Source organism: Streptomyces asiaticus (genome assembly GCF_018138715.1).
Lineage (GTDB): Bacteria > Actinomycetota > Actinomycetes > Streptomycetales > Streptomycetaceae > Streptomyces > Streptomyces asiaticus.
This window is the reverse complement of the sequence record NZ_JAGSHX010000006.1, coordinates 1,285,544-1,309,837: the sequence shown is the minus strand read 5'-3', so window position 1 is coordinate 1,309,837 and position 24,294 is coordinate 1,285,544. Positions and strand designations below refer to the sequence as shown.

General features: G+C 69.7%; 23 protein-coding genes, 6 tRNA genes and 2 pseudogenes. 16 read left to right on the top strand and 15 right to left on the bottom strand.

The features are described 5' to 3' along the window. Window positions 1–331 precede the first annotated feature (331 nt). Together KHP12_RS13205 and KHP12_RS13200 are read right to left on the bottom strand one after the other, a co-directional pair. The gene (locus tag KHP12_RS13205) at window positions 332–772 is read right to left on the bottom strand and encodes a hypothetical protein (RefSeq protein WP_208652961.1); all 441 of its coding nucleotides are present in this window, start codon (window positions 770–772) and stop codon (window positions 332–334) included. Between the two features lie 55 nt (window positions 773–827). Further along, the gene (locus KHP12_RS13200) at window positions 828–2,057 is read right to left on the bottom strand and encodes a helix-turn-helix domain-containing protein (protein WP_086881292.1); all 1,230 of its coding nucleotides are present in this window, start codon (window positions 2,055–2,057) and stop codon (window positions 828–830) included. Window positions 2,058–2,236: 179 nt separating this feature from the next. Here KHP12_RS13200 and KHP12_RS13195 point away from each other — a divergent pair. Together KHP12_RS13195 and KHP12_RS13190 are read left to right on the top strand one after the other, a co-directional pair. Further along, window positions 2,237–3,033: pseudogene (locus tag KHP12_RS13195) on the top strand (IS5 family transposase). Window positions 3,034–3,578: 545 nt separating this feature from the next. Beyond that, complete coding sequence (locus tag KHP12_RS13190) at window positions 3,579–3,938, top strand: hypothetical protein (protein WP_211832970.1); 360 nt, start codon at window positions 3,579–3,581, stop codon at window positions 3,936–3,938. Between the two features lies 1 nt (window position 3,939). Here KHP12_RS13190 and KHP12_RS52885 read toward each other — a convergent pair whose 3' ends face one another. The 5 genes and pseudogenes from KHP12_RS52885 to KHP12_RS13170 all read right to left on the bottom strand — a co-directional run bounded on the left by KHP12_RS52885 (window position 3,940) and on the right by KHP12_RS13170 (window position 8,603). Next, window positions 3,940–4,113, bottom strand: a complete 174-nt coding sequence (locus tag KHP12_RS52885) for an Rmf/CrpP fold protein (protein WP_308016767.1) — start codon at window positions 4,111–4,113, stop codon at window positions 3,940–3,942. A gap of 10 nt (window positions 4,114–4,123) precedes the next feature. Then, window positions 4,124–6,058, bottom strand: a complete 1,935-nt coding sequence (locus KHP12_RS13185; protein WP_245010214.1) for a phage minor capsid protein — start codon at window positions 6,056–6,058, stop codon at window positions 4,124–4,126. A 559-nt stretch (window positions 6,059–6,617) separates the two neighbouring features. After that, window positions 6,618–6,899 (bottom strand): annotated as a pseudogene (locus KHP12_RS50975) (MFS transporter); the annotation flags it as partial. A gap of 119 nt (window positions 6,900–7,018) precedes the next feature. After that, complete coding sequence (locus KHP12_RS13175) at window positions 7,019–7,606, bottom strand: TetR/AcrR family transcriptional regulator (protein WP_086881293.1); 588 nt, start codon at window positions 7,604–7,606, stop codon at window positions 7,019–7,021. Between the two features lie 97 nt (window positions 7,607–7,703). Beyond that, the gene (locus KHP12_RS13170) at window positions 7,704–8,603 is read right to left on the bottom strand and encodes a cyclase family protein (protein WP_086881300.1); all 900 of its coding nucleotides are present in this window, start codon (window positions 8,601–8,603) and stop codon (window positions 7,704–7,706) included. Between the two features lie 174 nt (window positions 8,604–8,777). On the opposite strand from KHP12_RS13170, the gene KHP12_RS13165 reads away from it, so the two are divergent. After that, window positions 8,778–9,833: a phosphotransferase gene (locus tag KHP12_RS13165; protein ID WP_107471727.1), complete on the top strand. Its 1,056-nt coding sequence runs from the start codon at window positions 8,778–8,780 to the stop codon at window positions 9,831–9,833. 77 nt (window positions 9,834–9,910) lie between these two features. Continuing rightward, window positions 9,911–10,192: a TFIIB-type zinc ribbon-containing protein gene (locus KHP12_RS13160; protein ID WP_086881294.1), complete on the top strand. Its 282-nt coding sequence runs from the start codon at window positions 9,911–9,913 to the stop codon at window positions 10,190–10,192. Between the two features lie 66 nt (window positions 10,193–10,258). Here KHP12_RS13160 and KHP12_RS13155 read toward each other — a convergent pair. The 5 genes from KHP12_RS13155 to KHP12_RS13135 all read right to left on the bottom strand — a co-directional run bounded on the left by KHP12_RS13155 (window position 10,259) and on the right by KHP12_RS13135 (window position 10,682). Next, a tRNA-Val gene (locus tag KHP12_RS13155) sits at window positions 10,259–10,330 on the bottom strand. An 11-nt stretch (window positions 10,331–10,341) separates the two neighbouring features. Continuing rightward, window positions 10,342–10,413, bottom strand: a tRNA-Val gene (locus tag KHP12_RS13150). A gap of 24 nt (window positions 10,414–10,437) precedes the next feature. Continuing rightward, window positions 10,438–10,509 (bottom strand) — tRNA-Val (locus tag KHP12_RS13145). A 1-nt stretch (window position 10,510) separates the two neighbouring features. Further along, window positions 10,511–10,581, bottom strand: a tRNA-Cys gene (locus KHP12_RS13140). Window positions 10,582–10,609: 28 nt separating this feature from the next. Beyond that, window positions 10,610–10,682, bottom strand: a tRNA-Gly gene (locus KHP12_RS13135). A gap of 160 nt (window positions 10,683–10,842) precedes the next feature. Here KHP12_RS13135 and KHP12_RS13130 point away from each other — a divergent pair. From KHP12_RS13130 to KHP12_RS13120, 3 genes are all read left to right on the top strand, one after another. Further along, complete coding sequence (locus KHP12_RS13130) at window positions 10,843–11,898, top strand: chorismate-binding protein (protein WP_086881295.1); 1,056 nt, start codon at window positions 10,843–10,845, stop codon at window positions 11,896–11,898. Continuing rightward, entirely contained in the window at window positions 11,895–12,722 is an 828-nt protein-coding gene (locus KHP12_RS13125; RefSeq protein WP_037951547.1) for an aminotransferase class IV, read from the top strand. The genes KHP12_RS13130 and KHP12_RS13125 overlap by 4 nt, the downstream gene beginning before the upstream one ends. Before the next feature lie 146 nt (window positions 12,723–12,868). Next, window positions 12,869–13,714 carry a GNAT family N-acetyltransferase gene (locus tag KHP12_RS13120; RefSeq protein WP_086881296.1) on the top strand — a complete coding sequence of 282 codons (846 nt, stop codon included), beginning with the start codon at window positions 12,869–12,871 and terminating at the stop codon, window positions 13,712–13,714. A gap of 89 nt (window positions 13,715–13,803) precedes the next feature. On the opposite strand, the gene KHP12_RS13115 is transcribed toward KHP12_RS13120, so the two are convergent. Continuing rightward, window positions 13,804–14,319 (bottom strand): DsbA family protein, encoded by a 516-nt coding sequence (locus tag KHP12_RS13115; protein ID WP_167442454.1) that lies wholly within the window; start codon window positions 14,317–14,319, stop codon window positions 13,804–13,806. A gap of 133 nt (window positions 14,320–14,452) precedes the next feature. Here KHP12_RS13115 and KHP12_RS13110 point away from each other — a divergent pair, with 133 nt between their 5' ends. Together KHP12_RS13110 and KHP12_RS13105 are read left to right on the top strand one after the other, a co-directional pair. Further along, window positions 14,453–14,914 (top strand): hypothetical protein, encoded by a 462-nt coding sequence (locus KHP12_RS13110; RefSeq protein WP_208652963.1) that lies wholly within the window; start codon window positions 14,453–14,455, stop codon window positions 14,912–14,914. A 68-nt stretch (window positions 14,915–14,982) separates the two neighbouring features. After that, window positions 14,983–15,156 carry a hypothetical protein gene (locus tag KHP12_RS13105; RefSeq protein ID WP_167442455.1) on the top strand — a complete coding sequence of 58 codons (174 nt, stop codon included), beginning with the start codon at window positions 14,983–14,985 and terminating at the stop codon, window positions 15,154–15,156. A gap of 114 nt (window positions 15,157–15,270) precedes the next feature. Here the strand turns inward: KHP12_RS13105 and KHP12_RS13100 are convergent, their stop codons facing one another. Further along, complete coding sequence (locus KHP12_RS13100; protein ID WP_086881297.1) at window positions 15,271–15,840, bottom strand: CGNR zinc finger domain-containing protein; 570 nt, start codon at window positions 15,838–15,840, stop codon at window positions 15,271–15,273. A gap of 298 nt (window positions 15,841–16,138) precedes the next feature. Continuing rightward, complete coding sequence (locus KHP12_RS13095; RefSeq protein WP_003959770.1) at window positions 16,139–16,552, bottom strand: SsgA family sporulation/cell division regulator; 414 nt, start codon at window positions 16,550–16,552, stop codon at window positions 16,139–16,141. Between the two features lie 190 nt (window positions 16,553–16,742). On the opposite strand from KHP12_RS13095, the gene KHP12_RS13090 reads away from it, so the two are divergent. The 7 genes from KHP12_RS13090 (at window position 16,743) to KHP12_RS13060 (ending at window position 24,265) form a co-directional block, all read left to right on the top strand. Continuing rightward, window positions 16,743–17,198, top strand: coding sequence for a TIGR02611 family protein (locus KHP12_RS13090; protein WP_086881298.1), 456 nt, complete (start codon window positions 16,743–16,745; stop codon window positions 17,196–17,198). A gap of 66 nt (window positions 17,199–17,264) precedes the next feature. Next, a tRNA-Val gene (locus KHP12_RS13085) sits at window positions 17,265–17,336 on the top strand. A gap of 277 nt (window positions 17,337–17,613) precedes the next feature. After that, window positions 17,614–18,894, top strand: a complete 1,281-nt coding sequence (locus tag KHP12_RS13080) for an ABC transporter substrate-binding protein (RefSeq protein ID WP_210610194.1) — start codon at window positions 17,614–17,616, stop codon at window positions 18,892–18,894. Window positions 18,895–18,905: 11 nt separating this feature from the next. Next, the gene (locus KHP12_RS13075; RefSeq protein ID WP_211832969.1) at window positions 18,906–19,907 is read left to right on the top strand and encodes a carbohydrate ABC transporter permease; all 1,002 of its coding nucleotides are present in this window, start codon (window positions 18,906–18,908) and stop codon (window positions 19,905–19,907) included. Beyond that, on the top strand, window positions 19,904–20,764 hold the full coding sequence (locus KHP12_RS13070; protein WP_086880717.1) for a carbohydrate ABC transporter permease: 861 nt from the start codon (window positions 19,904–19,906) through the stop codon (window positions 20,762–20,764). Before KHP12_RS13075 ends, KHP12_RS13070 begins: the two co-directional genes overlap by 4 nt. A 7-nt stretch (window positions 20,765–20,771) precedes the next feature. Continuing rightward, window positions 20,772–21,383, top strand: a complete 612-nt coding sequence (locus tag KHP12_RS13065) for a YesL family protein (protein WP_086880718.1) — start codon at window positions 20,772–20,774, stop codon at window positions 21,381–21,383. A gap of 134 nt (window positions 21,384–21,517) precedes the next feature. After that, on the top strand, window positions 21,518–24,265 hold the full coding sequence (locus KHP12_RS13060) for an exo-rhamnogalacturonan lyase family protein (protein WP_211832968.1): 2,748 nt from the start codon (window positions 21,518–21,520) through the stop codon (window positions 24,263–24,265). The last annotated feature ends 29 nt before the right edge of the window (window positions 24,266–24,294 follow it).

The window sequence follows — 24,294 nt, the reverse complement described above, 5'->3', positions numbered from 1 at the left end:
AGTGTCGACAGAGCCTGCTCGTACTGGCCGGGTTCCTGAGCCCATGCGTACAGGTAGGTGTGAGGGCGGGGACACGTAGGTCCGGTGGGGACGACGGAAGCCCTACCGAGGTAAGGCGCGCCAGGGTGGGGGTCGAGCAGGCGAGCCAGGTACAGCGCTTCGGCCTGCATCCATCGGGCGGCCAGCCGCGGAGTGGGCGCTCGATAAGTGGCGAGTATGACCTCGCGGGTGCCGCTTAGGTCGTGGGCAGTCGCTGCACAGTGGAAGGCGAGGGGGAGCCGTGCGGAAGTGTGTGTCGAGCCAGGCGGAGCGAGCGTCAGCACAGCCGCGCTCACGGCTTACCCCCTCGGGCCTGGTGCCGCTTCTCGATGATGTGGTCGAGCTGGATTCGGTACAGCTCGACCTGCGCGGGCTCCAGAATCAGGACCGACTCGGACATGCCGCCGTCTTCGTGGTGGACCATGACCGGTAGGGCGGCCTGCTGCGCCCGGTGGTCGTAGATGACATCCCGTTTCAGGGGGGTGACGTGGGTGACCGGCACGGGCACGGGGCGCAAGGTGGCACCGCTGGATGGGGCCGACCATTCCCGGCCACCTCCCGGCGGGCGCAGGTGGTAGGACGCCGAGCTTGCGCCCGGTACACGGACGACGACGCCGATCCGCCCGTTCTCCGCGAGGTCTGAGGCGAGGTCGCCGAGCCGGGGGCGAAACGGGGTGCCTGCGCTTAACTTGGCGCCCTGCGCGGGAAGTTGCTTCGAAGTCTGTTCGGCCATGCCCCGAAGCTAGGAGTAGGGCAGCAGCCGAATATGAACCGCAGGAATATCACCCTCATCCATCGAGGTGAAAGCGGTCTGACATGCGGCGCAGCTTCTCGCGGGTGGTCGCTCGTTCGGCGTAGACGAGGCTACGCAGGGTTGACCGCGCAATGGGGTGGTTGCGGATGAGCTGGGGCGCGATGTGTTCGGCCTTCTCCAGTTCCTTTAACGCCTTGTCCCGGTTTCCATCCCAAAGCCACGCGCGGGCAAGGTCCATGTGGTGGTGTCCCTGGCGGGAGTTGGGGAGCCCGGCGACAAGTTCCGAACTGGTCTTGCGGTTTATGGCCAGAGCCCTTCGCTGCTCGCGCATCTCAAGCGCAACGCTGATGGCGTGGATCTGGACGTTGCCCGGCGAGAACGTGAGCGAATGCCGGTCGTACACCGGGGGACCGGAGCATTCGCCCAACCGATCTGCGGCGTCCCTGGCGTGCGCGATGCGGTCTTCGGCCTCCGCCCGGAGACCGCCCCGTGCTGCCGTAACCGCCGCGCGCAGTTGCAGCGAGCCCCATGCGCGAATGGCCAGCGGTTCGCCCTGGTCGTAGCCCTGCTGCACGCTTCGAAGCGCCTTGTCCGAGAGGGCGGCGGCGTCCGCCCAATCTGCGGTTGCCCACATGTCCCATACCCGCATCCAGTCGGCCACGGCTGGCATGACGGAGTCACCAGACAGCCGCGCTGACCATGCGGCCCGTTCACAGGCCATGGCAACCAATTCGGGGTGGCCGAGGGCGTGTGCGGCGGTGTGCGCGAACTTGCAGCACACGGCATAGATCGCGAACGCTTCCTCGCGCTCATGGCCGGTGGAGACCTCGGCGAGGGCCCGAGCTTCACGGAACAGATCGGGAAGCACCTGCATGATCGCCACGTTCGCCGCTGCGTCGCGTAGGCGGTGCAGTCGAGTGGTCTCCTGCCAGAGCTGACTAGCCGGTCGCGGGGTGCCGTCGAAGATGGGGGTGAGGTCGTATCGGCGCAGTTCCCTCAGGACGGATGACGCGGCGACCTGCCATTGATTTTCGTCGGGTGAGCTGTTGTACGGACGGCCGATCAGATCATTCGGGTGCACATGCAGCTCGGCGGCAAGCAGATTGAGCAGGCCGACCCGGTCAAGTTCGATGAGGCCGCGTTCCATCTTCGACACCCACCCCTGAGACTTCCCCAGGGCGGCGGCGAGGTCAGCCTGCGGCATCCCGAGACGGAGCCGCGCGCGACGTGCGCGGCGCCCGATCTCCTCGGCTTCTTCCAACATCAGTGCGCCCCCTTTGCGGTGTGGCGCCGGCGGGGTTCAAACGGGCGGCGAGGCATCCGTGCTCCATCCGTCGGGCGTATACCTCAGAACGGTACCCATGGTGCGGGGCGGGTGTGGAGCGCTACAGGTCAATAAGACGTCATCTCATTTGGGCTCGCCGGTAGCCTGGTTGTGTGTTGATGGTTGAACGTCTGGTGCCGGACGGGTTATGGGAGTTGTTTCAGCGGGTGGTTCCGGAGGTGCCGACCCGTCCGCAGGGCGGTGGTCGACGCCGGTACGGAGATCGTGAGGTGCTGGCCGCGATCATCTTCGTGGCGACCACTGGCTGCACGTGGGCGCAGGTCCCGCCCGTGTTCGGCCCGTCCGGTGCCACCGCTCACCGCCGTTTCACGGAATGGTCCCAGGCGCGGGTGTGGGCGAAGCTGCACCGCCTGGTCCTGGATGAGCTCGGGTCGCGCGGCGAGCTGGACTGGTCGCGGTGCGCGATCGACTCGGTGAACATGAGGGCCCTCAAAGGGGGGACCTGACGGGTCCGAATCCCGTGGATCGGGGCAAGAAGGGCTCGAAGATCCACTTGATCACCGAGCGGACCGGATTGCCCATCTCCATCGGGATCTCGGGCGCCAACCTTCACGACAGCCAGGCGCTCGAACCGCTCGTGCGCGGCATCCCGCCCATCCGTTCCCGCCGCGGGCCTCGCCACCGAAGGCCGGCCAAGCTCCACGGCGACAAGGGTTACGACTACGGCCACCTGTGCCGATGGCTACGGCAGCGCGGTATCCGACACCGCATCGCCCGCAAAGGCCTCGAGTCCTCCAAGCGGCTGGGACGGCACCGCTGGACCATCGAACGCACGATGTCCTGACTCGCCGGATGCCGACGACTCCACCGCCGTTACGAACGGAAAGCTGTCCACTTCCTGGCCTTCACCAGCATCGCCTGCACCCTCATCTGCTACCGCAGACTTACCAAATGAGATGACCTCTAAGCGGACCTGCCGGTCTCTGGTGGACAACGATGGCGGGGGAGCCATAGCGATGATCGGGGGCTCCAGCTTCGGGGGGCGTATGGCCGGTGGAACTGAGCCCAAGGGCATCGAATGAGGTTTGTGGTGTTGAAGTGACGACACATTTCAGGTGGAGATTCGTTTCCTCGGCTTGACAACCGATTCGTTCATGCAAACCCTTCTGGCCATTCCAGCTGGAGGGCTATCCTTAGCCTGTTCGCGGGAGACATGGGGGAATCATGAGTAGTCCGCCAGGAGGGGCCCCTCCAGACGACGGGGCTCAGGGCAATTGGTTCAGCCGTCACTCCGGCGCCTTAATTGGCGCAACCGCGGCGGTACTAGTAGCAGTGATTGGGGCCATCGGGGCCGCCCTATCTTCCAACGACCCTTCACAGAACTCCGACCCTGGTGGGCGGTCGGCATCACCGCCCTCCTCCCGCCCAGCGACAATGGACGGTGAATCGTTGGGATCCTCCCCGAGTCCGACCGCCGATATTAGGGCGAACGATCAGTTTATGACGGGGGTCTATAACGTATCCCTGCCGCAACAGGCGGTACTGGATATTGATGGAAGGGAAGTTACTACATACAAAAACAAAAATACCGATTTGCTTCACGTTGGGGGCCTCGTGTCAATTCCGAAACCGAATGGGGAGAGTGAGGGAGTGAAGCTCGGGGTCATTGATGATCTCGATATCCCGTATTGTTCAACGCGAGCAGAACTCATCCCTGCAATCCCGGCCCGAACCCTCAAGAACGACGAAAGTCTCTGCGTTCAAACAAATGAAGGTCGCTGGGCTCTGGTGCAGGTAGCATTTCCGCGAAGCACTCAACTGCTAAAACTTCGTGTTGGGTTCCTGAAGGAATCCCCCTAGGTTAGCTGGTCGTCTCCGGTTGGGACGACACGGGGTTCGTCTCGGCGTAGCCGCGAATCCACGCGGTACGCAGCGTCGACGACCGCGGGTACGGGCAAGCGGTCGGCTTCTCCTTCTGCCTGCCTGCCTCGCGGCCGGCCTCGACTGCCCGTGCGATGTCCTCGCGTGTGCCCACGCTGCGCCCCCTACCTCTTGCCCTGCTGGTCGGATTCGTTCTTGCGGGCGCCGTCGGCCCATCGCTGGGACTTGCCGGTCACCTGCTCTATGAACTCGGCCTGAGTGAGTCGACCGTTTAGGCCCACCACTCTTTCAGTTCGTCGCTTGCTCGCGCGTACGCGATGCGCGCGGGCCCGCTGAACAGGGTTGCCGGGTTGATGCCGGCGGCCTTGGCCTTCTTGTTGAGTAGGTAGCCGTTGCAGTCGTCTTCGGCCTGTAGGTACTGCCGATACACGTACTCGTCGTACAGGGCGCGGGCCTCGCAGCGAGTGATCGTGTGCCGCTCGTCGGGCTCGTCGCCGTCCTCGTCCGCGTGGGCGGCGGCCTCGGCGGCGAACGACTCGTCGTCGGCGAGGCGCCCCCAATCCTCCGGCGCCGGCGCCGGCGCCGCGGGCGCGCGCGGCGAGGTCGTGGTCGGACAGGCCGACGAGGTCCGGGGACACGCCCGGTAGGCGGGTGGCGAGGTCGCGCCGGTCCATCTCCGCCATGACGCGCAGTGCGTCGCCGTCGTCGAGGTGGACGAACGCGCGGGCGAGCTCGGTGTCGCTGAATGGCGTCAGGTCCTCGGTGAGGGTGCCGCCAGGCCGTATGCGGCCGAGCAGGTCGTCGAGGTCGCGGCGGTCGGCCTCGGCCTCGATCCTCGCGCGGGCGCGGTCGTCGAGCAGGCGGGAACCCTCGGCGGCGGCGAGCTGGTCGTCGCTCATCTCGCGTACCGACTGCTCGTCGCCGGACCACACGCGCGCGGCCTCGGCCTGCTCGGGCGTCGCCTCGGTGCGCTGCTCGGGGAGGTTCGAGGCGCCCGGCTGCTCGCGGTGGGGTAGCCGGCGCAAGTCGGGGTGTGCGGCGAGGTGGTCGCGCATGGCGCCTTGCCACTGCCTCAACTTCAGGCGTGCGGCGCGCTGCGCCTCGGGGGTGACGGTGGCGGCCTCGCGGCGCTTATATTTCCTGATGTGCCGCTCGATCTCGCGCTGTCGCTGGTCGGCCTCGTAGCCGGCGGGGTTGCTGGTGGCTTGCTCGGGCACGGTCAGACCTGGGGTGTAGGCGCTGACGGAGTGCCGGCAGTTGGGGTGTTGCAGTCCTGCGAGGCGGGCCTCGTCGAGGGTGCCGGCGACGTGTACGGGGATCATGCGGCCGTCGTCGAGGGCGTGCTCGACCTCGACCGTGCGCTCGCCGCCCGGGCCTGTGAGGGCCAACACGCGGCCTTCCCACGGTCGGCACAGGGGGCACTCGCGGGGCGCGTCGGACACGACGACCAGCTCGATACCGGCGTCGGTCAACGTGCGCGCGTGTGCCTCCGTGGCGGCCCGGGCGACCGACGTGCGTACGGCCATCTCGGCGTACGACGTGAGCTGCCATCGGCGGCCTGCGCGGTCGACAAACGACGTGATGCCCTGGTCGGCAAACCGGCGCATCGCATCCTGTGCCGCCTGTCGGCGGGTGCCGGTGCCGAGTAGTGGCGTGGCGGTGACCTTCGCGACGACCGCCCGGAACTTGTCGACGATCGTGCGCAGTATCGAGCGGTGCGTCGAGGTGACTACGTCGACGGTCTCTTGCGCGAGGCGGTCAACCGCCTGCGCGTTCGGGATGATTTCGTCGACCAGCTGCCGGGCGCGGTCGGGCAGTGCGCCGAGCTCGGCGACCGCGGTGCGGTGCCCGGTGTTGTACGCATCGGCCATCGCGTCGAACACATCGAGCCGTACGGCCTTGCCGAGCTCGTCGACGACGCCCTGTGCGCTACGGCGCAAGGCAGTCACGGCGGTGAGCTTGCGCTCGGCCCACCCCGGGGCGTCGAGGCCGTCGGCGAGCTGCCGAGCGATGATGCCCAACAGGCGCAGCTCGGCTGCGGCGTACAGATCGCGGGTGCGCTCGGCGAGGGGTTCAACCATGCCGGGGTGAATTGCCATCAGACACCCCGAATCTAAGATTGCGTGACACGAGCAGTGCCATGCTCGGAGGGGTGGGAGGGGTTCCAGTGACGGACCAGGTAGAAGACAACGAGGAATGGCGCGAGCTCCAGCTCCGCGTAGATCCCGAGGATGGGCCCTGGCTTGCCCACAGCCTCGTTCACCTAATCGCGCAGGCGGGCGCGGTGATTGCGGCGACGACGTTCATTCAAACCGTCACTCAGCATTTCGGTAATCGGTTGGTTGGCACTATCGACGACGGCACACGTGCCGCCGTGCGCCGCTTCTTGCGACGCCAAAATCTCCAAGCAGGCAGCCTTGAGCCCGAAATCGAACTCCGGACAGAGCGAGGGTGGCGGGTCTCGTTCACGCCTGATGTGCCCGCAGAGGCTCTACAGCAGCTATCTGCCCTCTGCAACGCCGACCCGCCGCACCCGGAGCTGGGGTCCTTCCTGATCCACTACGGGCGGGGTGGTTGGGAGGGATGGGGCGGCGTTGACGGAGAGTTCACCCACTACCGGTGGGAGCCCGAAGGGATGTGCTGGATTCCTAGGCAGCAGGCGCACAGCATCAGTCGGCGGTCGAAGCGTGCGGTGACCGCGGTGACCAGTGGGGCGGCGACAGCCGCCAGGAAGCCGGGCATGGTCATCATCAGTCCCGCCATCCCGTCCGAGACGGTGAAGCTGGATCCGATCGAGGTCAGCAGACCGATCGGCAGGATCTCGGTGGTGACGATGGCGAAGATCCCCAGCATCACCGAGACCACGGCCGGCCACCCCTTCAGCGGGGCCCGAGGGGTTGAGAGTCGGCCGTTGACCGAAGCGGTGGTGGTGATCGGCATGGCGTTCCGTCCTGTGAAGGCAGTGCGTTCGCCATCAGCCCAGCAGGTTCCAATAAGCGGTGGCTGGCAGGTCTGCGACCGCACCCTTGCCCTTCAGAGGTGATGTCGTATACCCGCCATCAGCGCGGGCGCAGGCCGTCGATGAGCAGGGCGCAGATGGACCGCAAGGCGGCCTCGGACCCCCGGGCCTGCCATTCGGGGGCGTGCGCCGGGTGGTGGTAGGCCATGGTGGCGTCGAAGACGGTGCGCGCCGTCGCGGTGGGGTCGGGGGAGGTGAAGTCACCGCTGGTGACGCCGTCGGCGATGATGACGCGCAGTTGCTCGATCAGGTCGGTGACATGGTCGGCGGCGGCGCTGCTGTGTTCGGCCGTCAGGACCCGGTAGGTGGCGAAGAGCTCCGGGTCCTCGGACAACAGGGTCCGCTTGGCCGTGAAGAGCGTGGTGAACCAGGTGTGGAGCCGCTCGGGCGGGGCCTGCCGGGGGTCGGCGGCGATCGCCGCGAGGGGGTCGCGTGCCCGGCCCAGCCAGCGCCGGGTGACGGCTTCGCGCAGCGCCGCCTTGGACGGGAAGTGGCGGTAGACGCTGGCGTGGCTGACTCCCAGAGCCCGTGCCACGTCCAGCACCGTGGCCTTCGCCGGTCCATGGCGGCGCAGCACGTCCTCGGTGGCCGTCAGGATGGTCTCGGCGTCGAGGGGGCCCGAACGCATCAGGGCTCGCCGTTCCGTACGAACCGCACCGCGCGGCTCCCGGTCCCGGCGGCGGGCACCGACTGCTCCCTCAACTCCAGTTCCTCCTAGTGGCTCGTCAGAAGACCGCGAGCGGGTTGACGGGCACCCCGGTCAGCCCGTCGATACGCGGCGGCGCCACGGTGAGCAGGAAAGCATAGCGGCCGAGTTCCGCGCAGACGGCGGCGAGCTCGTCCACCTCGGCTGCGTCGATCAGGGGCAGGCCCATCAGCGGGAGGGCGACCCGGTGCAGCGGCAGGGGGCAGGCGGGGTCCAGGTCCGGGTGCGCGTCGCCGATGTCGCCCGCGTAGAGCGACACACCGCGCCGGTGCATCCAGCGCACCGCCTCCAGACTCATCCCCGGCATCGGCCGCTCGGGGTCGGGCGTCATGGGCCATCCGCAGCGCACCACCAGGGCGTCCCCGGACTCCAGCCGTACGCCCTGGCGCTCCTCGGCCGCCTCGAAGTCCCGTGCGGTGACCGCGTGGCCACTGGGCAGCGGGCCGTCGGCCGCCAGGTCGAGCAGGATTCCCCGGGTGGCGATCCCGGCGGCGTACGCCGTTGTGGAGCCGTGCCGGGCACCGGCCGGTGTCACGGCCTCGTCCACGGGCCGTCCCGGATAGACCCGGCCGTCCCGGATCGTGTGCCCCAGCGCGTCGAGGTGGGTGGAGCGCGGGTGGTGGTTGGTCACCAGCATCACATCCGCCGTGGCGGGTGCCGGGGAGCCGACGTACACCATCATCTGCTGGACCGGCGAGGCGTCCTGGGTGGCGGGCGCGAAGGGACCGCTGATGAGCGGCGCCGGCCGGATCGGAAGCGCGAGTGACACCGTCCGCCCGGTGCGGGCCTCCGCCGCGCCCCTGGCCCGGGCCTCACCGGTGATGAGGTTGAGCGTGCCGCGCTCGTCGTCCTCGCCCCACCGGCCCCAGTTGTTCGGCAGATCCTCCGACGCGCCGGTTCCCGTGTGTTGTGTGCCCATGACGTCGAAACGTACCGCCATGGGTTACAGAGTTCAAAATATGTAACCCATATGCGACCGGGAGAGCGTGGGCCCGCGTGCGGGTGGATCGCCCGACACCAGGAGGGCCGGAGCCCCGGCACCCCGTCCGGCAGGAGCTACGATCCCGGGGCAGCCGATGACATGGGGGGAGCCGTGAGCGAAACCGCGGCGCAGCTCGTCACCGCCCTCCGCCGGGCCCGGCGCGACGCCACCGCCGAGGTGACCGTCCTGGCCGACCGGCCCGACGGCACCGTCGTCCGGTGCGGCCATGTCGTGGCCAAGGCACATCCGCCCGACACGGACCCGGCCGAGCTGGCCGTCCGGCTCGGCGTCGCGGCCCACCCCCGGTGCGCGGAGATACTGCTGCCGCCGGTCGACGGCATGGGAGCGCTGCCCGACGGTCGGCAGGTCACCCTCTGGCCGTACGGCGAACCCGTGGCACCCGACGCACCGGACGCCGCCCCCTGGGTCGAGGCGGGGAGGCTGCTGGCTCGGCTGCACGCCGTGCCGGTCGCCGAACTGCCCGGCCCGCTCCCGGCGATGCGCGGCCCGGTCAAGGCGGCACGCGCCATCGCCCGGCTGCGGGCGGCGGCGCTCCCCGACAGCGTGGCCACCCGGGCCGTGCTGCGGGCTTGGGCCGGACTGCCCGGCTGGGCGCGGGGCGTGGACCGTACGGGCCGTATGGATCACGTGGAGCGTACGGGCCGTATGGATGACGTGGACCATACGGACCGTATGGATCGCGTGGGCCGCCCGGATCATCGGGATCGCGGAGACCGCGTGGACCCGGGCGAAGGCAACGGCGCCGGCGTCGGCGGCGAAGACACCAGGCTCTGCCACGGCGATCTCCACCTCGGCCAGCTCATCCGCCACCGCGCCACCGACTGGCGGCTGATCGACATCGACGACCTCGGCCTCGGCGACCCGGCCTGGGACCTCGCCCGCCCCGCCGCCTGGTACGCCGCCGGGCTGCTCGCCGCCGAGGACTGGGAGCGGTTCCTGGGCGCGTACCGGGCGGCGGGCGGCTCCGCCGCGGGGGAGCGCGACCCCTGGCCGCGGCTGGACGTGCCCGCCCGCGCCCTCACCGTCCAGACCGCCGCGCTCGCGCTCGCCAAGGCGGCTGCCGCCGGACGGGCGTTGGACGAGGCCGAGGAGGCGATGGTGGAGGCGTCCGTCCGTATCGCCCACTTCATGGAGGCCGCGGGATGAGGCCGTAGGGTGAAGTCCACGCGCCCGGACGCATGTTCCGGCGCGCTCTGTCCGAAGCATGAGGAGTTGAGCGGACCATGCAGTGTCCCAAGTGCCATGCGCCGATGCACACGTACAACCGCAATGGCGTGCAGATAGAGCAGTGCAGCGGCTGCCGGGGGATCTTTCTGGACTACGGGGAGCTGGAGGCGCTGACTCGCCTTGAGTCGCAGTGGACGCAAGCGGCGCCGCCCCCACCGCCCGGTGCGCCGCAGGCCTACCCGGCCGCACCCGCGTGGGGCGCCCCGCAGCACGGGCACCACGGCGGCCACCACGGCCATCACAAGCGCGGCTTCGGGCACATGCTCTTCTCGTCCTGAGAAGCCTCTCGGCCCGGGAAACGCCGGAGGGCCGGAGCTTGCGCTCCGGCCCTCCGCCGATCGATGTGGACGATACTGGGATTGAACCAGTGACCTCTTCCGTGTCAGGGAAGCGCTCTCCCGCTGAGCTAATCGTCCGCAGGACTGCGTGCGCGATACTGGGATTGAACCAGTGACCTCTTCCGTGTCAGGGAAGCGCTCTCCCGCTGAGCTAATCGCGCGTGGTGGATCCGCGAGGATCCGAGTGGACGATACTGGGATTGAACCAGTGACCTCTTCCGTGTCAGGGAAGCGCTCTCCCGCTGAGCTAATCGTCCGAGGTGGAGACGGGATTTGAACCCGTGTAGACGGCTTTGCAGGCCGTTGCCTCGCCTCTCGGCCACTCCACCAGCCGTGGGGGTCGAAACCCCCACACCGAGCGGACGACGAGATTCGAACTCGCGACCCTCACCTTGGCAAGGTGATGCTCTACCAACTGAGCCACGTCCGCAGGTGCCGTTTCTCCGGGGCGCTTCCGCGTCCCGGCGACGTGTTGAACTCTAGCGGATTCCGGGGCCAGCTCAAATTCCGTTTCCGCAGCGTGCTGCCCTGCTCGCGCGCCGCACTCCCTCCCGAGGCCGCCCTGACCTGGGCGCCATAGACTCACAACCGTGCACGACCTGCCCCCGCTCGCCCGCTTCGGCGGCCTCCTCGCCACCGATCTACGGGATGTCACCAGCGACCCGTCGGCCCTGGAAACCCAGGGTTTCTGGGCCGTTGTCGCGGACTTCGAGGGCCGTCTGGTCTGCGCTCGCTTCGGGGAGGTACGGGCCGAGCCGGTGCCGCCGCCCGCGCCCGGCGGCTGGCGTGGCCCCGGGGCGGGGGAGTGGACCTCGTCACTGGACCGGGCCGCCTACACCGCGGGGGTGCGCACCGTCCGGCGGCGGATCGCGGCCGGCGAGGTCTACCAGGCCAACCTCTGCCGGGTGCTGTCCGCGCCGCTGCCCGATCCGGCCGGGGCCGATGTGGACGCGCTGACCGCGCTGCTGGCCCTGGGCAACCCCGCCCCGTACGCGGGCACCGTAAGGCTGCCATCCCACGGGGTGGAGGTCGCCACCGCCTCGCCCGAACTTTTTCTGCGGCGCACGGGGCGCACCGTGGAGTCCGGCCCCATCAAGGGCACCGGCCGCGTCCCCGAGGACCTGCTGGAGAAGGACCACGCCGAGAACGTGATGATCGTGGATCTGGTCCGCAACGACCTGGGCCGGGTCTGCGCCACCGGCTCGGTGACCGTCCCGGCGCTGTGCGCGGTCGAACCGCACCCCGGCCTGGTCCACCTCGTCTCCACGGTGCGGGGCGAACTCGCCCCCGGCGCCGGCTGGCCGGAACTGCTCGCGGCCGCCTTCCCGCCCGGCTCGGTCACCGGCGCGCCCAAGTCCAGCGCGCTGCGCGTCATCGAGGAGCTGGAGACCGCGCCCCGGGGCCCGTACTGCGGCGGTATCGGCTGGGTCGACGCCGACCGCGGCACCGGTGAGCTGGCGGTCGGGATACGGACCTTCTGGATCGACCGCGGCCCGGCCGGGGCCGTGCTGCGGTTCGGCACCGGGGCGGGCATCACATGGGGCTCGGAGCCGGAACGCGAATGGGACGAAACGGAACTCAAGGCCGCCCGGCTGCTCGCGGTAGCGTCGGGTGTACAGCAGCCAACGGGAAGGGCGACGCGATGAAACCGGCCATCTGGCTCGATGGATCCCTCTGCGACCCGGACAGCGCCATGGTGTCCGTGTTCGACCATGGGCTCACGGTCGGCGACGGCGTCTTCGAGACCGTCAAGGCCACCGAGGGGCGGGCGTTCGCGCTCACCCGCCATCTGCGGCGGCTGGCCCGCTCGGCCGCGGGCCTGGGGCTCCCCGAGCCGGACCTGGACGAGGTGCGGCGGGGCTGCGAGGAGGTGCTCAAGGCCCACCCCGTGCCGTTCGGGCGGCTGAGGATCACCTACACCGGAGGGATCTCGCCACTCGGCTCCGACCGGGGCACGGCCGGGCCCACCGTGGTGGTCGCGCTGGTCGAGGCGGCCCGCAGGCCCGACGCCACGGCCGTGGTCACCGTCCCCTGGGCGCGCAACGAGCGCGGGGCGCTCACCGGCCTGAAGACCACCTCGTACGGCGAGAACGTGGTCGCGCTCGCCCGCGCCCGCGAGCAGGACGCCACCGAGGCGCTCTTCGGTAACACGGTCGGCGCGCTCTGCGAGGGCACCGGCTCCAATGTCTTCGTGGTCCTCGACGGCCAGCTGCACACCCCGCCGCTCTCCTCCGGCTGCCTCGCCGGGATCACCCGCGCCCTGGTGCTGGAGTGGGTGGGCGCGAAGGAGACCGATCTGCCGCTGGACGCGCTGTACCGGGCCGAGGAGGTCTTCGTGACCTCCACGACCCGCGACGTACAGGCCGTCCACCGGGTGGACAGCCACACCCTTCCCGGCGCCCCGGGGCCGGTCACCGCCGAGGCCCTGCGGATCTTCGTCGAGCGGGCGGCCGCCGACATCGACCCCTGAGCGGGCGGCCGCCGACATCGACCCCTGAGCGGGCGGCGGGGACATCACTCCTTGGGCGGGCAAGCCGGGGGCCTCACCGGCCGGTCGCGGCGGATCCGTGCCGGAAAACGGGTGACGATCGCCCGGCGGGCCGGTAGAACACCTTCGTGACCACCACTCTGCGGCCCACCGCGCCCGAACGGCACACCGACGGCGGCGGACGTGCCCGCGCGTACGAGGTGTGCGTCAACGGCCGCCCCGTCGGCACCGTACGCCTCGCCACCGACGCCCGCCTGGGCCCGGCGGCCGGGCGTATCGAGCGGCTCCACATCGACGAGGCCGAGCGGCACCGGGGCCGCGGCACGGTCGCCGCCCTCGCCGCCGAGGAGGTGCTGCGCGGCTGGGGCTGCACCCAGCTGATGGTGAGCGTCCCGGCGTCGGCCACGACCGCCCTCGGGCTCACGGCCGCGCTCGGCTATCGCGAGCGCGGCCGCAACATGCTCAAGCGCCTCACGGACCCGCCCGAGCTGCCCGAGGGCAGCGCGATACGCCCCCTCACGGAGGCCGAATACCCGGCGTGGCACGACCACGAGCGGGCCGGCTACGTAACCGATCTGCTGGCGCGCGGACTCACCCGGCAGCAGGCCGAGACCAAGGCGGACACCGACTACGCGAGGCTGCTGCCGCAGGGCCCGGACACCCCCGCGGCCCTGCTGCGCGTCCTCGCCCACGGCGGCACGGACGTGGGCACCATCTGGATCGCGCTGCGCGAGGGGGAGCCCGACACCGCCGAGAGCGGGGAGGCGTACGTCTACGCCGTCGAGGTCACCGAGGAGCACCGCGGCCACGGACACGGCCGCACCCTGATGCTGGCCGCCGAGCGCGCGAGCCTGGCGCACGGGGCGCACAGCCTGGGCCTGCACGTCTTCGGCGACAACATCCCTGCGCTGCGGCTGTACGAGTCGCTGGGCTACGAGTCGATCGAGTACCAGCTCTACAAGCCGCTGCTGTAAGGGCCCGTTCCGAGGGCTTCCAGAGTTTTCAGAACCTCCAGGGCCTTCGGGGCATTCGGGGCCTCCAGGACATTCGGGGCTTCAGGGCTTCAGGACCGCTCGGCGACGAGCCGGGCGGCGATCTCCTCGACGCGCTCCCGCAGCCCCTCCTGGCTCTTGCCGCCGTCGAGCCGCTCGCCGCCGATCACATACGTGGGCGTACCGGTGACCCCGATCGCCTTGCCCTCGGCCTGGTCCGCGTCCACGATCAGGATGTGCCGGCCGTCGACCAGCGCGGTGTCCATCTCCTCGGCGTCCAGCCCCAGTTCCCGGGCCACCTCCACCAGCACCGGCTCACCGCGGGTCCCGAGCTCCTCGGTGCGCTCCAGGACGGCCTCGACGAACGGCCAGCCCCGCCCCTGGGCGATGGCCTCCTCGGCCGCCTGAGCAGCCGCGTGGGCGTGCTGGTGGCGCTCCAGCGGGAAGTGGCGCAGCCGGATGTCCAGCGCGTCCTGGAAGCGGTCGCGCAGCGCGCGCAGATCGCCCAGGGCGGTGCGGCAGTCGGGGCACTGTAGTTCGCACCAGACGTCGAGTACGGGGCGGGGAGCGGGGTCGGTGTGGCTCATGGGGCCAGTCTTCCAGCCCCCGGACCCTGATCCGTACCCGGAGATGTCCCTGATCCCGGGCTCGGGCCATGGCCCCGGCCACCTTACGGGGTGCACGATGGACGTACCGGAAGCCCAGTCCGTGGGAGGAACGATGCTGACCGACACCATCTGCGCCGCGCTGTCCGCGGCCGGTCTCGGCATCGCCGGGCTGACCGCCTACCGCAAGCGGTTCCTGGCGGCGACGCGGATCGCCGCCTACGCCCTGATCCCGCTGGGCCTGGCCATGACCGGCATCCTGGACTGGCTGACCGACCTGGTCTTCAAGCCGAGCATCTGGCTGGGCTTCGGCCTGCTGGGCCTCTCCTGGGGGCTGTTCATGATCACGAGGGCGGTCGAGCACCGCTCCGGCGGCACCCGTAAGGAGCGCCGCGCGGCGGCCGCGGCCGAACGTGCCGGCGGGGTGTCCGCGGGGGCCTCGGAGCCCGCCCTGGGGCCCGGCCGGGGGGCCACCGGGGTCAAGGCGTCGGGGAAGCCGAAGACCAAGGGTGGAACGAGCTCTGGCACAGATGACTTCTCCGACGTCGAGGCCATACTCAAAAAGCACGGGATCTGACAAGCGACCGATCAAAAAACGATCACCGGTCGCAGGCGGGCTCATGGCTGGGTCATGATCTCCGCGAGATGTTGCAATCACCGCCCGGGGAGCAATCCCCCCTCGAAGGACCCCCTGTTCCGCCGAGCGACGAGACCCGTGGCTGTCTCTTCGCCCTTTCGCAGCCGCCGCTGATGCTGTTCCTGGCATTCATCGGCACTCTGCTCTTCGTCACCGCCGTCCACGACCTCCACCGGTGGTGAGACGGCGCCCCGTACGGTCACCGATGGTGACCCGCTCATCGGTGTGAGACGGCACCCCGTCCGGTCACCGATGGTGAGACGTACCGCCCGGCCTCCGACCCCGTACCCGGATGGTCAGCTCGCGGCCTCGCGACGCCGGGCGCGGTACGCGGCGACATGCAGCCGGTTGCCACAGGTGCGGCTGTCGCAGTAGCGCCGGGAGCGGTTGCGGGACAGATCCACGAAGGCGTGGCGGCAGTCCGGGGCCTCACAGCGGCGCAGCCGCTCCCGCTCGCCCCCCACCACGAGGAACGCCAGCGCCATCCCGCCGTCGGCGGCCAGGTGGTCGGCCAGCGAGGCACCGGGCGCGAAGTAGTGCACATGCCAGTCGTAGCCGTCGTGGTCGGTGAGCCGGGGCGTCGTGCCGGCCGCGGCGATCATCGCGTTGAGCAGTTCGGCGGTGCGGCGGGCGGCGGCCTCGTTCCCGGCCGCCGCGAAGACCTCGGCGAACCGGGTCCGTACGGCCCGTACCGCGGTGAGGTCACGCTCCCCGAGCGTGCCGATGTCGCTGATGGCATTGCGCTCGACGAACCGGCGCAGTGCGGCGACATCGGCGAGGTCGTCCTGGTCCGCGCCCTCGGGCGCGGTGTTCACCAGATCGACGACGGCGTCGAGCGCGCACCGGGTGTCGTGGTTGATCAGCACGATTGGCTCCCTGGCCGGCTGGGTCGGCGGCTGCCCCTGGGCTGCCCTCGATCTGCCCGACTCTAGTCCTGCCGGGCCCCGGACGTGTCTCAGGCGGCCCAGGGTGGTCATACGACGCTGCCGGACGGTCATACGACGGTGCCGTCACCGCGGGTGCTGCCGCGGCGACGGCACCGTCGCCTGCCTCTGCCGTTGTCGGGATTGCCATGGTCGGGATCGTCGGTACGTGATGCGGTCGCGCCCCGGCTCGCGCCGTCTCCCCGAGTCGGACGGCCGAGCGCTCAGCTCTCGCCGGGTCTCAGCTCTCCGCCAGGATGTGGGAGAGCTCTGTGTCGAGGTCGAAATGGCGGTGTTCGGTACCGGGTGGCACCGCGGCGTCGGTTCGCTTCAGGAACGACTCCAGGGCCCGCGCCGGGGCTTCGAGCAGTGCCTCCCCCTCCGGGGAGCTCAGGGCGATGCAGACGACTCCCTGGCCGTGGCTGCGGGACGGCCACACCCGGACGTCGCCGGTGCCGGTGGGCCGGTGCAGACCCTCGGCGAGAAGATCGCGGGCAAACACCCATTCGACCGTCTCTTCGGCTCCGGTGTGGAAGGTGGCGTGCACGGCGTAAGGGTCGGCCGTGTCATACCGCAGGCCCGCGGGTACAGGCAGTGAGGATTCGCTCGACACAACGAGGCGCAGGTGCAGCTCGCAGCTGACCGTGGTGTTCATAAGCGCCAGGGCCTTTCGCTCAGTGTGCGCTCGGGGATTCGCACGTCGGCGAAATCGACATGCCACCTACGGTGCCGTTGTAAACCCCTCTGACCGTTTTGCGGCTCTTCTGGTAGCTCATGCGGCCCAGCTCGAGGCCGGCCACTACCGCCGTTCCGGTGACTTCAAACGATCAGGTAAGTTGGGTCACATGAATGCGGAGAGTGACGGGCGACGCGGGGCCGACGAAGCACGGTCCCAGGTCGCGACGGGGGGCGATGCGCCGAAGAAGGAGCCGGTATGGGGCTCCCGCGCGCCGCAGTTCATCAAGCGGTCGCGCCCGCTGCACCTGAGCTGGCAGGTCGGCGTGTTCATCGTCGGCCTCGGGGTTGTGGCCCTGGGTGTCATCCTGCTGCCCCTGCCCGGTCCGGGGTGGCTGGTGATCTTCGCCGGAATGGCGATCTGGGCGACCGAGTTCGTCTGGGCCCAGCTGGTGCTGGCCTGGACCAAGCGCAAGGTCACCGAGGCGGCGCACCGTGCCCTCGACCCGAAGGTGCGCAGGCGCAATCTCATACTGACCACGATCGCGGTGGTGATCTGCGCCGTGGCGGTCTCGGTCTATGTGTGGAAGTTCGGCGTCGTGATGCCGTGGAAGATCGAGCAGTGAGCGGTCCGGTGTCGTAGGACTGGTCATGAGCACGGTCCGGCATGCGCTAATGTTGTGCGTGCGCCAGGGCGATTAGCTCAGTGGGAGAGCGCTTCGTTCACACCGAAGAGGTCACTGGTTCGAACCCAGTATCGCCCACCCTGGACCGAGGGCCCGGAAGGCATCTGCCTTCCGGGCCCTCGGCGTTGTCGCATGTCCGAAGGCGTCGGGGCGCGTGCCCGAAGGCATCCGGTGCCGGATGGCCGGCGCGGTCCCCCAAGCGCTTTCGTCGAAGCGCTTCACTTCGATCCCGGGTGATTCTGTCCGAACCGTTGACGTACGCCTCATTGGTCCCTAACTTGTCCCGGCAAGCGCTTGCCTAAAACGTTTCAAGCTAGCGGGGGCAGTCTGACGACCTGCCCGGGAGGGGCGTGTCATGGGTGCTGGGCGATGGACGGCGAGGGCGAGAGGGGTCCGGGCGGCCGCGGCCGCGGTGGCCGCGCTGGGGCTGCTGGCCACCGGCTGCGGCGGGGGAAGCGGTTCCGGGGACGGCAAGGTGACCATCCGCTACTCGTGGTGGGGCGCCAAGGACCGCGCGGAGCTGATCCAGAAGACGGTCAAGCTGTTCGAGAAGGAACATCCGAACATCAAGGTCAAGACGGACTTCTCCGAATACACCGACTTCTGGAGCAAGTTCAATACCCAGGCCGCGGGCGGAAACGCCCCGGACGTCTTCCAGAACTCCTACGCCTTCCTGCGCAAATACGGCGACAAGAACCTCCTGCTGGATCTGAACGGTCAGGCCGACGCCGGAAATCTCAGTCTGAAGGGATTCCGTGACGGACTGGAGAAGGCCGGGGATATCGACGGCAAGCTCCTCGGAGTGCCGGTCGGCGCCAATACCTTCGCCTTCTTCTACAACCCGGACTCGTATCGGAAGGCCGGGGTGACCGTCAAGGACGGATGGACCTGGGACGACTTCTTCGCGGCCGCCAAGAAGGTGCGCAAGAGCGACGGCACCCGCTACGGCGCCAGCGACAACGCCAATGTGATGTACCTCTACGACCTGTATCTGCGGCAGAACGGCAAGGCGTTCTTCACCAAGGACGACAAGCTCGGCTTCACCAAGGACGACCTCGCCGAGTGGTGGGGCCGCTGGCAGCAGCATGCCAAGGCCGATGAGCTGGTGCCGGGCAAGAAGTCCGAGCAGGCCAAGCCCAAGGCGTCGATCAGCGCCGATCTGTCGGCCTCCGAGTTCACCTGGGACAACTTCCTGGTCCGCTTCGCCGCCGAGACCAAGACCACCCTCGACCTCGGGCCCATCCCGACCACGGACGGCAAGCGCACCGGCCAGTACCTCTCCTCGCTGATGCTCAGCGGCTCCGCCCGCACCCAGCACCCCAAGGAAGTCGCCCAGTTCATCGACTTCATGACCCATGACCCCGAGGTGGGCAAGATCATGGGCTACAACCGCGGCATCCCGGCGACCACCGCCCAGTACGACGCCTACCAGCCGCAGGGCGTCGACGCCAAGATCGCCGCGTATGAGAAGAGCGTGAGCGCCAAGCTGGAGCCGATCACCCCGCATCCGGCCGGTGCCGATGTCGCCGAGGCCGCCTTCCTGAGGATCTACGCCCAGGTCGCGCTGGGGCAGACCTCGATGGGCAAGGCGGTCGACCAGTTCTTCAACGAGGCCGAGTCCGCGCTCGGCTCGTGAGGAGAGCTTCCGTGACACCGACCACGACGCGTGCGGCGGACGGAGTGCGGCCTCCCGGCGGGACGACCCCCGGGAAGGCCACCCCGGGCACCCGCCCCGCCCCGGCGGCGGGGCGGCGCCAGGGCCGCCGGGAGACCCTCGCGGGCTATCTCTTCCTGACGCCCTGGTGCGTCGGGATCCTGCTGCTCACCCTCGGCCCGATGCTCGTCTCGCTCTATCTGGCGTTCACCGACTACAACCTCTTCGACTCGCCCAAGTGGATCGGGTTCAAGAACTTCCAGGACCTCTTCGCGGACGACCGCTGGTGGACCTCGGTCCAGGTGACGCTGAAGTACGTACTGATCGGCACCCCGCTGAAGCTGGCGGTGGCGCTCGCCGTGGCGCTGCTGCTGGTCAAACCCCGTAAGGGCCAGGGCTTCTACCGTTCGGCGTTCTACGCCCCCTCGCTCATCGGCGCCAGTGTGAGCATCGGCGTCGTCTGGCGGGCGATCTTCAACGACGACGCGGTCGTCGACAAGTCGATGAGCCTCTTCGGTTGGGATGTCGGCGGCTGGATCGGCGACCCGGACTGGGCGCTGCCCACCCTCATCACCCTGACCGTCTGGCAGTTCGGCGCGCCGATGGTGATCTTCCTGGCCGGGCTGAAGCAGGTGCCGGGCGAGCTGTACGAGGCCGCCGAGATGGACGGCGCCGGCCGCTGGCGGCGGTTCCGGTCCATCACCCTGCCGATGATCTCGCCGGTGCTCTTCTTCAACCTCCTTCTGGAGCTCATCCACTCGTTCCAGGTCTTCACCTCGGCGGTGGTGATCGCGGGCTCGGGCACCAACACCGGCGGACCGGGCGACTCCCTGCTGGTCTACGGCTGGTACCTCTACGAGCAGGGCTTCCGCAATCTGCGCATGGGCTACGCCGCCGCGATGGCCTGGATGCTGATGCTCGGCATCGGCCTGGTGACCGCCGTGCTGTTCAAGACCCAGCGCGGCTGGGTGCACTACGAGGAGGATGCCCGGTGAGTGCTGCTTCTCTTACGGTCGGGCGGCGGCGGGTGCGCTCGGTCATCTGGCATGTGGGGGCGCTCGCCGTGCTGGCGGTGATCCTCTACCCCGTGGTGTGGGTGATCGGCGGCTCGTTCAAGCCCGGTGACCAGATCGTCGGCAGCCTCCAGCTGCTGCCCACCGATCCGATCACCGACAACTACCGCCGACTCAGCGATGGCATCGCCGACGTGCCGATCTCGACCTTCTTCACCAACTCGCTGCTGCTGGCGGTCGGTTCGGTGGTCGGCGTGCTGTTCTCCTGCTCGCTGGCGGCCTACGCCTTCGCCAGGATCCGCTTCGCCGGGCGCAACGCGCTGTTCACGCTCATGATCTCCACCCTGCTGCTGCCGTTCCAGGTGCTGATCATTCCGCAGTACATCCTGTTCCAGAAGCTGCACCTGATCAACACATATGTGCCGCTGCTGCTCGGCAAGTACCTGGCGGCGGACGCCTTCTTCGTCTTCCTGATGGTGCAGTTCATGCGCGGGCTGCCCCGGGAGCTGGACGAGGCGGCCCGGCTGGACGGCTGTGGCCATCTGCGCATCTACTGGAACATCGTGCTGCCGCTGTGCCGCCCGGCCCTGATCACCAGCGCGATCTTCACCTTCATCTGGTCCTGGAACGACTTCATCGGGCCGCTGCTCTACCTCAACGAACCGGACAAGTACACGGTCTCGCTGGGCCTGAAGCTCTTCATCGACCAGGACTCCGTGGCCGACTACGGAGGCATGGTCGCCATGTCGTTGGTCGCCCTGCTGCCGGTGCTGCTGTTCTTCCTGGCCTTCCAGCGCTATCTGGTCGAGGGCGCGGCGACTTCCGGGCTGAAGGGCTGAGGCCGGCATGGGAAAGAGCACGGAAGCCGCCGGGGGAGCAGCCGCCGTACGGCGCACCGCGCACGGCCCGCTGCGCTTCGCGCTGTTCGCCGAATGTCTGCTGACCGGCGTCTGGGTGGTGCTCGCCGCCCTGCCGGTGATCACTCTGCTGCCCGCGTTCGCCGCCGGCTGTGCGCACCTGAGCCGCCATCTGGACGGGGAGCGGTCCACCTGGCGGGACTTCCTGGCCGGGCTGCGGGAGGCGACCCGGAGCGGCTGGCGGTTCTCCCTGCTGTGGTGGGCGGCGCTCGCGCTGTTCGCCTTCGATCTGCGGGTGGCCCGCTCGGGTGCCCTGCCCGGCGGGCCCGCGCTGATCGCCGTGAGCGTGGCGGGCCTGCTCGCGGTGGTCGTCCTCGGGCTGCGGACGGCGGCCTCACGGCGGCCCGGCACCGCATGGCCGGCCGCCGCCCGTACCGCCGCACGCCAGGGACTGGCCGCCGACCCCGCCGGGTCGCTGCTGCTCATCGGCGGGCTCGCCGTACTCGCCGTGGCCGCCTGGCAGATGCTGCCGCTGATCGCCCCGGCGGCGGGCGCCCTCGCGGGCTGTGCGGTCGCGGTGGAGCGCCGCGCCCGCGTCTGACCCGCCCCGCCTCCCCAGGCGCCGTCCGCCAGGCGCCGTCCGCACCCCAGGCGCCGTCCGCCCCACCGGCGCCTCCTCCGCCGCGCTCATGTCATGCACCTGCCCCCGTAGCCCGTACGAAAGGTGAAGCCGACATGCCCCCGATCCCCCGACGCACCCTCCTCAAGGCCGCCGCCGCCACCGGCGCCGCCGTGCCGTTCTCCTGGCTGCTCGCCCACAACGCCCCGAAGGCCGCCGCCGACAGCCCCGCCGGGAAGGCCGCCGACGAGCCCGTGGACATCACCTGGCTGGAGGACGGCGGCCTGGGCGCGGCCGCGGGCTCCACCTTCGGCGTTCCCTGGCCCAAGGGCGCCCACCCCGGCGACCGGACGTTCGCGCTGACCACCGCCGACGGCACACACGTGCCCCTCCAGACCTGGGCCACCGCCTACTGGCCCGACGGCTCGCTGAAGTGGACCGCGCACGCGGCGGGGGAGGGCCTCACCGGCAGCGCCTACCGGCTCACCACCGGCACGCCCGCCGCACCCGCCAAGAAGGTCACCGTCTCCGAGCGCGGCGGCAGGATCACCGTCGACACCGGGGCCATCAGGGCCGTCATCGGCAAGGACGGCAAGCAGCTCGTACGCTCCGTCACCCGCGGCTCCACCGAGATCGCCCGCGCCGGCCGGCTGGTCCTGCTCCGCCAGGGCGACGTGGACGACGGCGACCAGGGCCGCGCCGAGTGGGAGCGGTTCGACGGCGAGATCAGCGGGGCGAAGGTCGAGCAGCAGGGCCCCGTCCGCGCCGTCGTCCGCATCGACGGCAAGCACCGCAAGGGCCGCCGCGCCTGGCTCCCCTTCAGCGTCCGGCTCTACTTCTACGCGGGCGCCGACTCCTTCCGCATGGTGCACACGATCACTTTCGACGGCGACCAGAACAAGGACTTCATCCGGGGCCTCGGCGTCCGCTTCTCCGTGCCGATGCGCGACGCGGCGTACGACCGTCACATCCGCATCGCGGGCGAGGGCAAGGGATTCCTCACCGAGGCCGTCAAGGGCGTCACCGGGCTGCGCCGCGACCCCGGCGCGGGCGTCCGCACCGCCCAGGTCAAGGGCGAGAAGCTGCCCGACCCGGCCGGCTGGGACCAGCGCGTCACCTCCCGGCTGCACCTCATCCCCACCTGGGGCGACTACACCCTCGCCCAGCTCTCCGCCGACGGCTTCACCCTGCGCAAGCGCACCAAGCCCGGCCACGGCTGGATCGCGGCGGGCGGCGGCGGCCGGGCGAGCGGCTTCGGCTATGTCGGCGGTGTCAGCGGCGGACTCTCCTTCGGACTGCGCGACTTCTGGGAGAAGTTCCCCGCCCAGCTGGACATCCGCGGCGCCGCCGGGGCCGAGGCCGAGGTCACCCTGTGGCTCTGGTCGCCCGAGGCCCAGCCCATGGACCTGCGCTTCTACCACGACGGCATGGGACAGGACACCTACCCCGAACAGCTCGAGGGCCTCGAGATCACCTACGAGGACTACGAGCCCGGCTTCGGCACCCCGTACGGCATCGCCCGCACCAGCGAACTCACCTTCTGGGCCAACGCGGCCACCCCCGACGCCGACACCCTCGTCCGGCAGGCCGCCGCCGTGCGCACGCCGCCCCAACTGGCCGCCGGACCCGCCGACCTGGCCCGCGCCAAGGTCTTCGGCGGCCTCTTCGCCCCCGTCGACCGCTCCACCCCCGCCAAGGCGAAGGTCGAGGACCGGCTGGACTTCCTCTTCGACTACCACAAGGGCCAGGTCGAGCAGCGCCGTTGGTACGGCTTCTGGGATTACGGCGACATCATGCACACGTACGACGGCGACCGGCACCAGTGGCGGTACGACGTCGGCGGCTACGCCTGGGACAACTCCGAGCTCTCGCCCGACCTGTGGCTGTGGCTGGCGTATCTGCGCTCCGGCCGCGCCGACATCTTCCGCTTCGCCGAGTCGATGACCCGCCACACCGGCGAGGTCGACGCCTACCACCTCGGCAAGTGGGCCGGGCTCGGCACCCGGCACGGTGTCCAGCACTTCGCCGACAGCGCCAAACAGCAGCGCATCTCCACCGCCCTGTACCGCCGCTTCTCCTACTTCCTCACCGCGGACGAGCGGATCGGCGACATCATGCACGCCCTCGTCGACTCCGACGAGACGTTCCTCGTCCTCGATCCGCAGCGCAAGGTCCGCGACGACCCCGACTACGAGCCCGATCCGCACGCCCTGGACATCGGCTTCGGCACCGACTGGAGCGGCCTCGCCGGGGCCTGGCTCACCGAATGGGAGCGGCGCGGCCCGAAGGCGGAGAAGGCCGAGGCGCGGCTGCGCTCCACCATGGAGACCATCGCGGCCCAGCCCAACGGCTTCGTCCAGGGCAGCGGGCTGTACGACCTCGACACCGGTAAGTACGCCATCGCCGACCGGCCCAAGGTCAGCGTCTCCCATCTGTCCGCGGTCTTCGGCCTGGTCGAGGTCTGCGCCGAGGTGATCGACCTCATCGACCTGCCGAAGTTCAAGGAGGCATGGCTGGACTACTGCCGCTACTTCAACGCCACCAAGGCCGAGCAGAAGGCCCGCTACGGCACCGACTTCGGCTCGCTGATCCTGGTCCAGGGCCACTCCCGGCTCGACGCCTACGCCGCCGTCCAGCTGAAGGACGACAAGCTGGCCGCCCGCGCCTGGCAGAAGTTCACCGAGTACCACGAGGGCGACGGCTACCCGGATGCCACCATCAGCTGGAAGTCGGTGAAGGTCGAGGGCCCGGATGTGCTGGAGCCCGGCGTCGAGGCGGCCTGGGTGAGCACCAACGCCACCGCCCAGTACGGCCTCGCCGCGATCCAGAACCTCGCGCTCGTCGGCGACAGGCTGCCGGGCTAGGGGGAGCCCAGCGTGATTCGCGAGACACC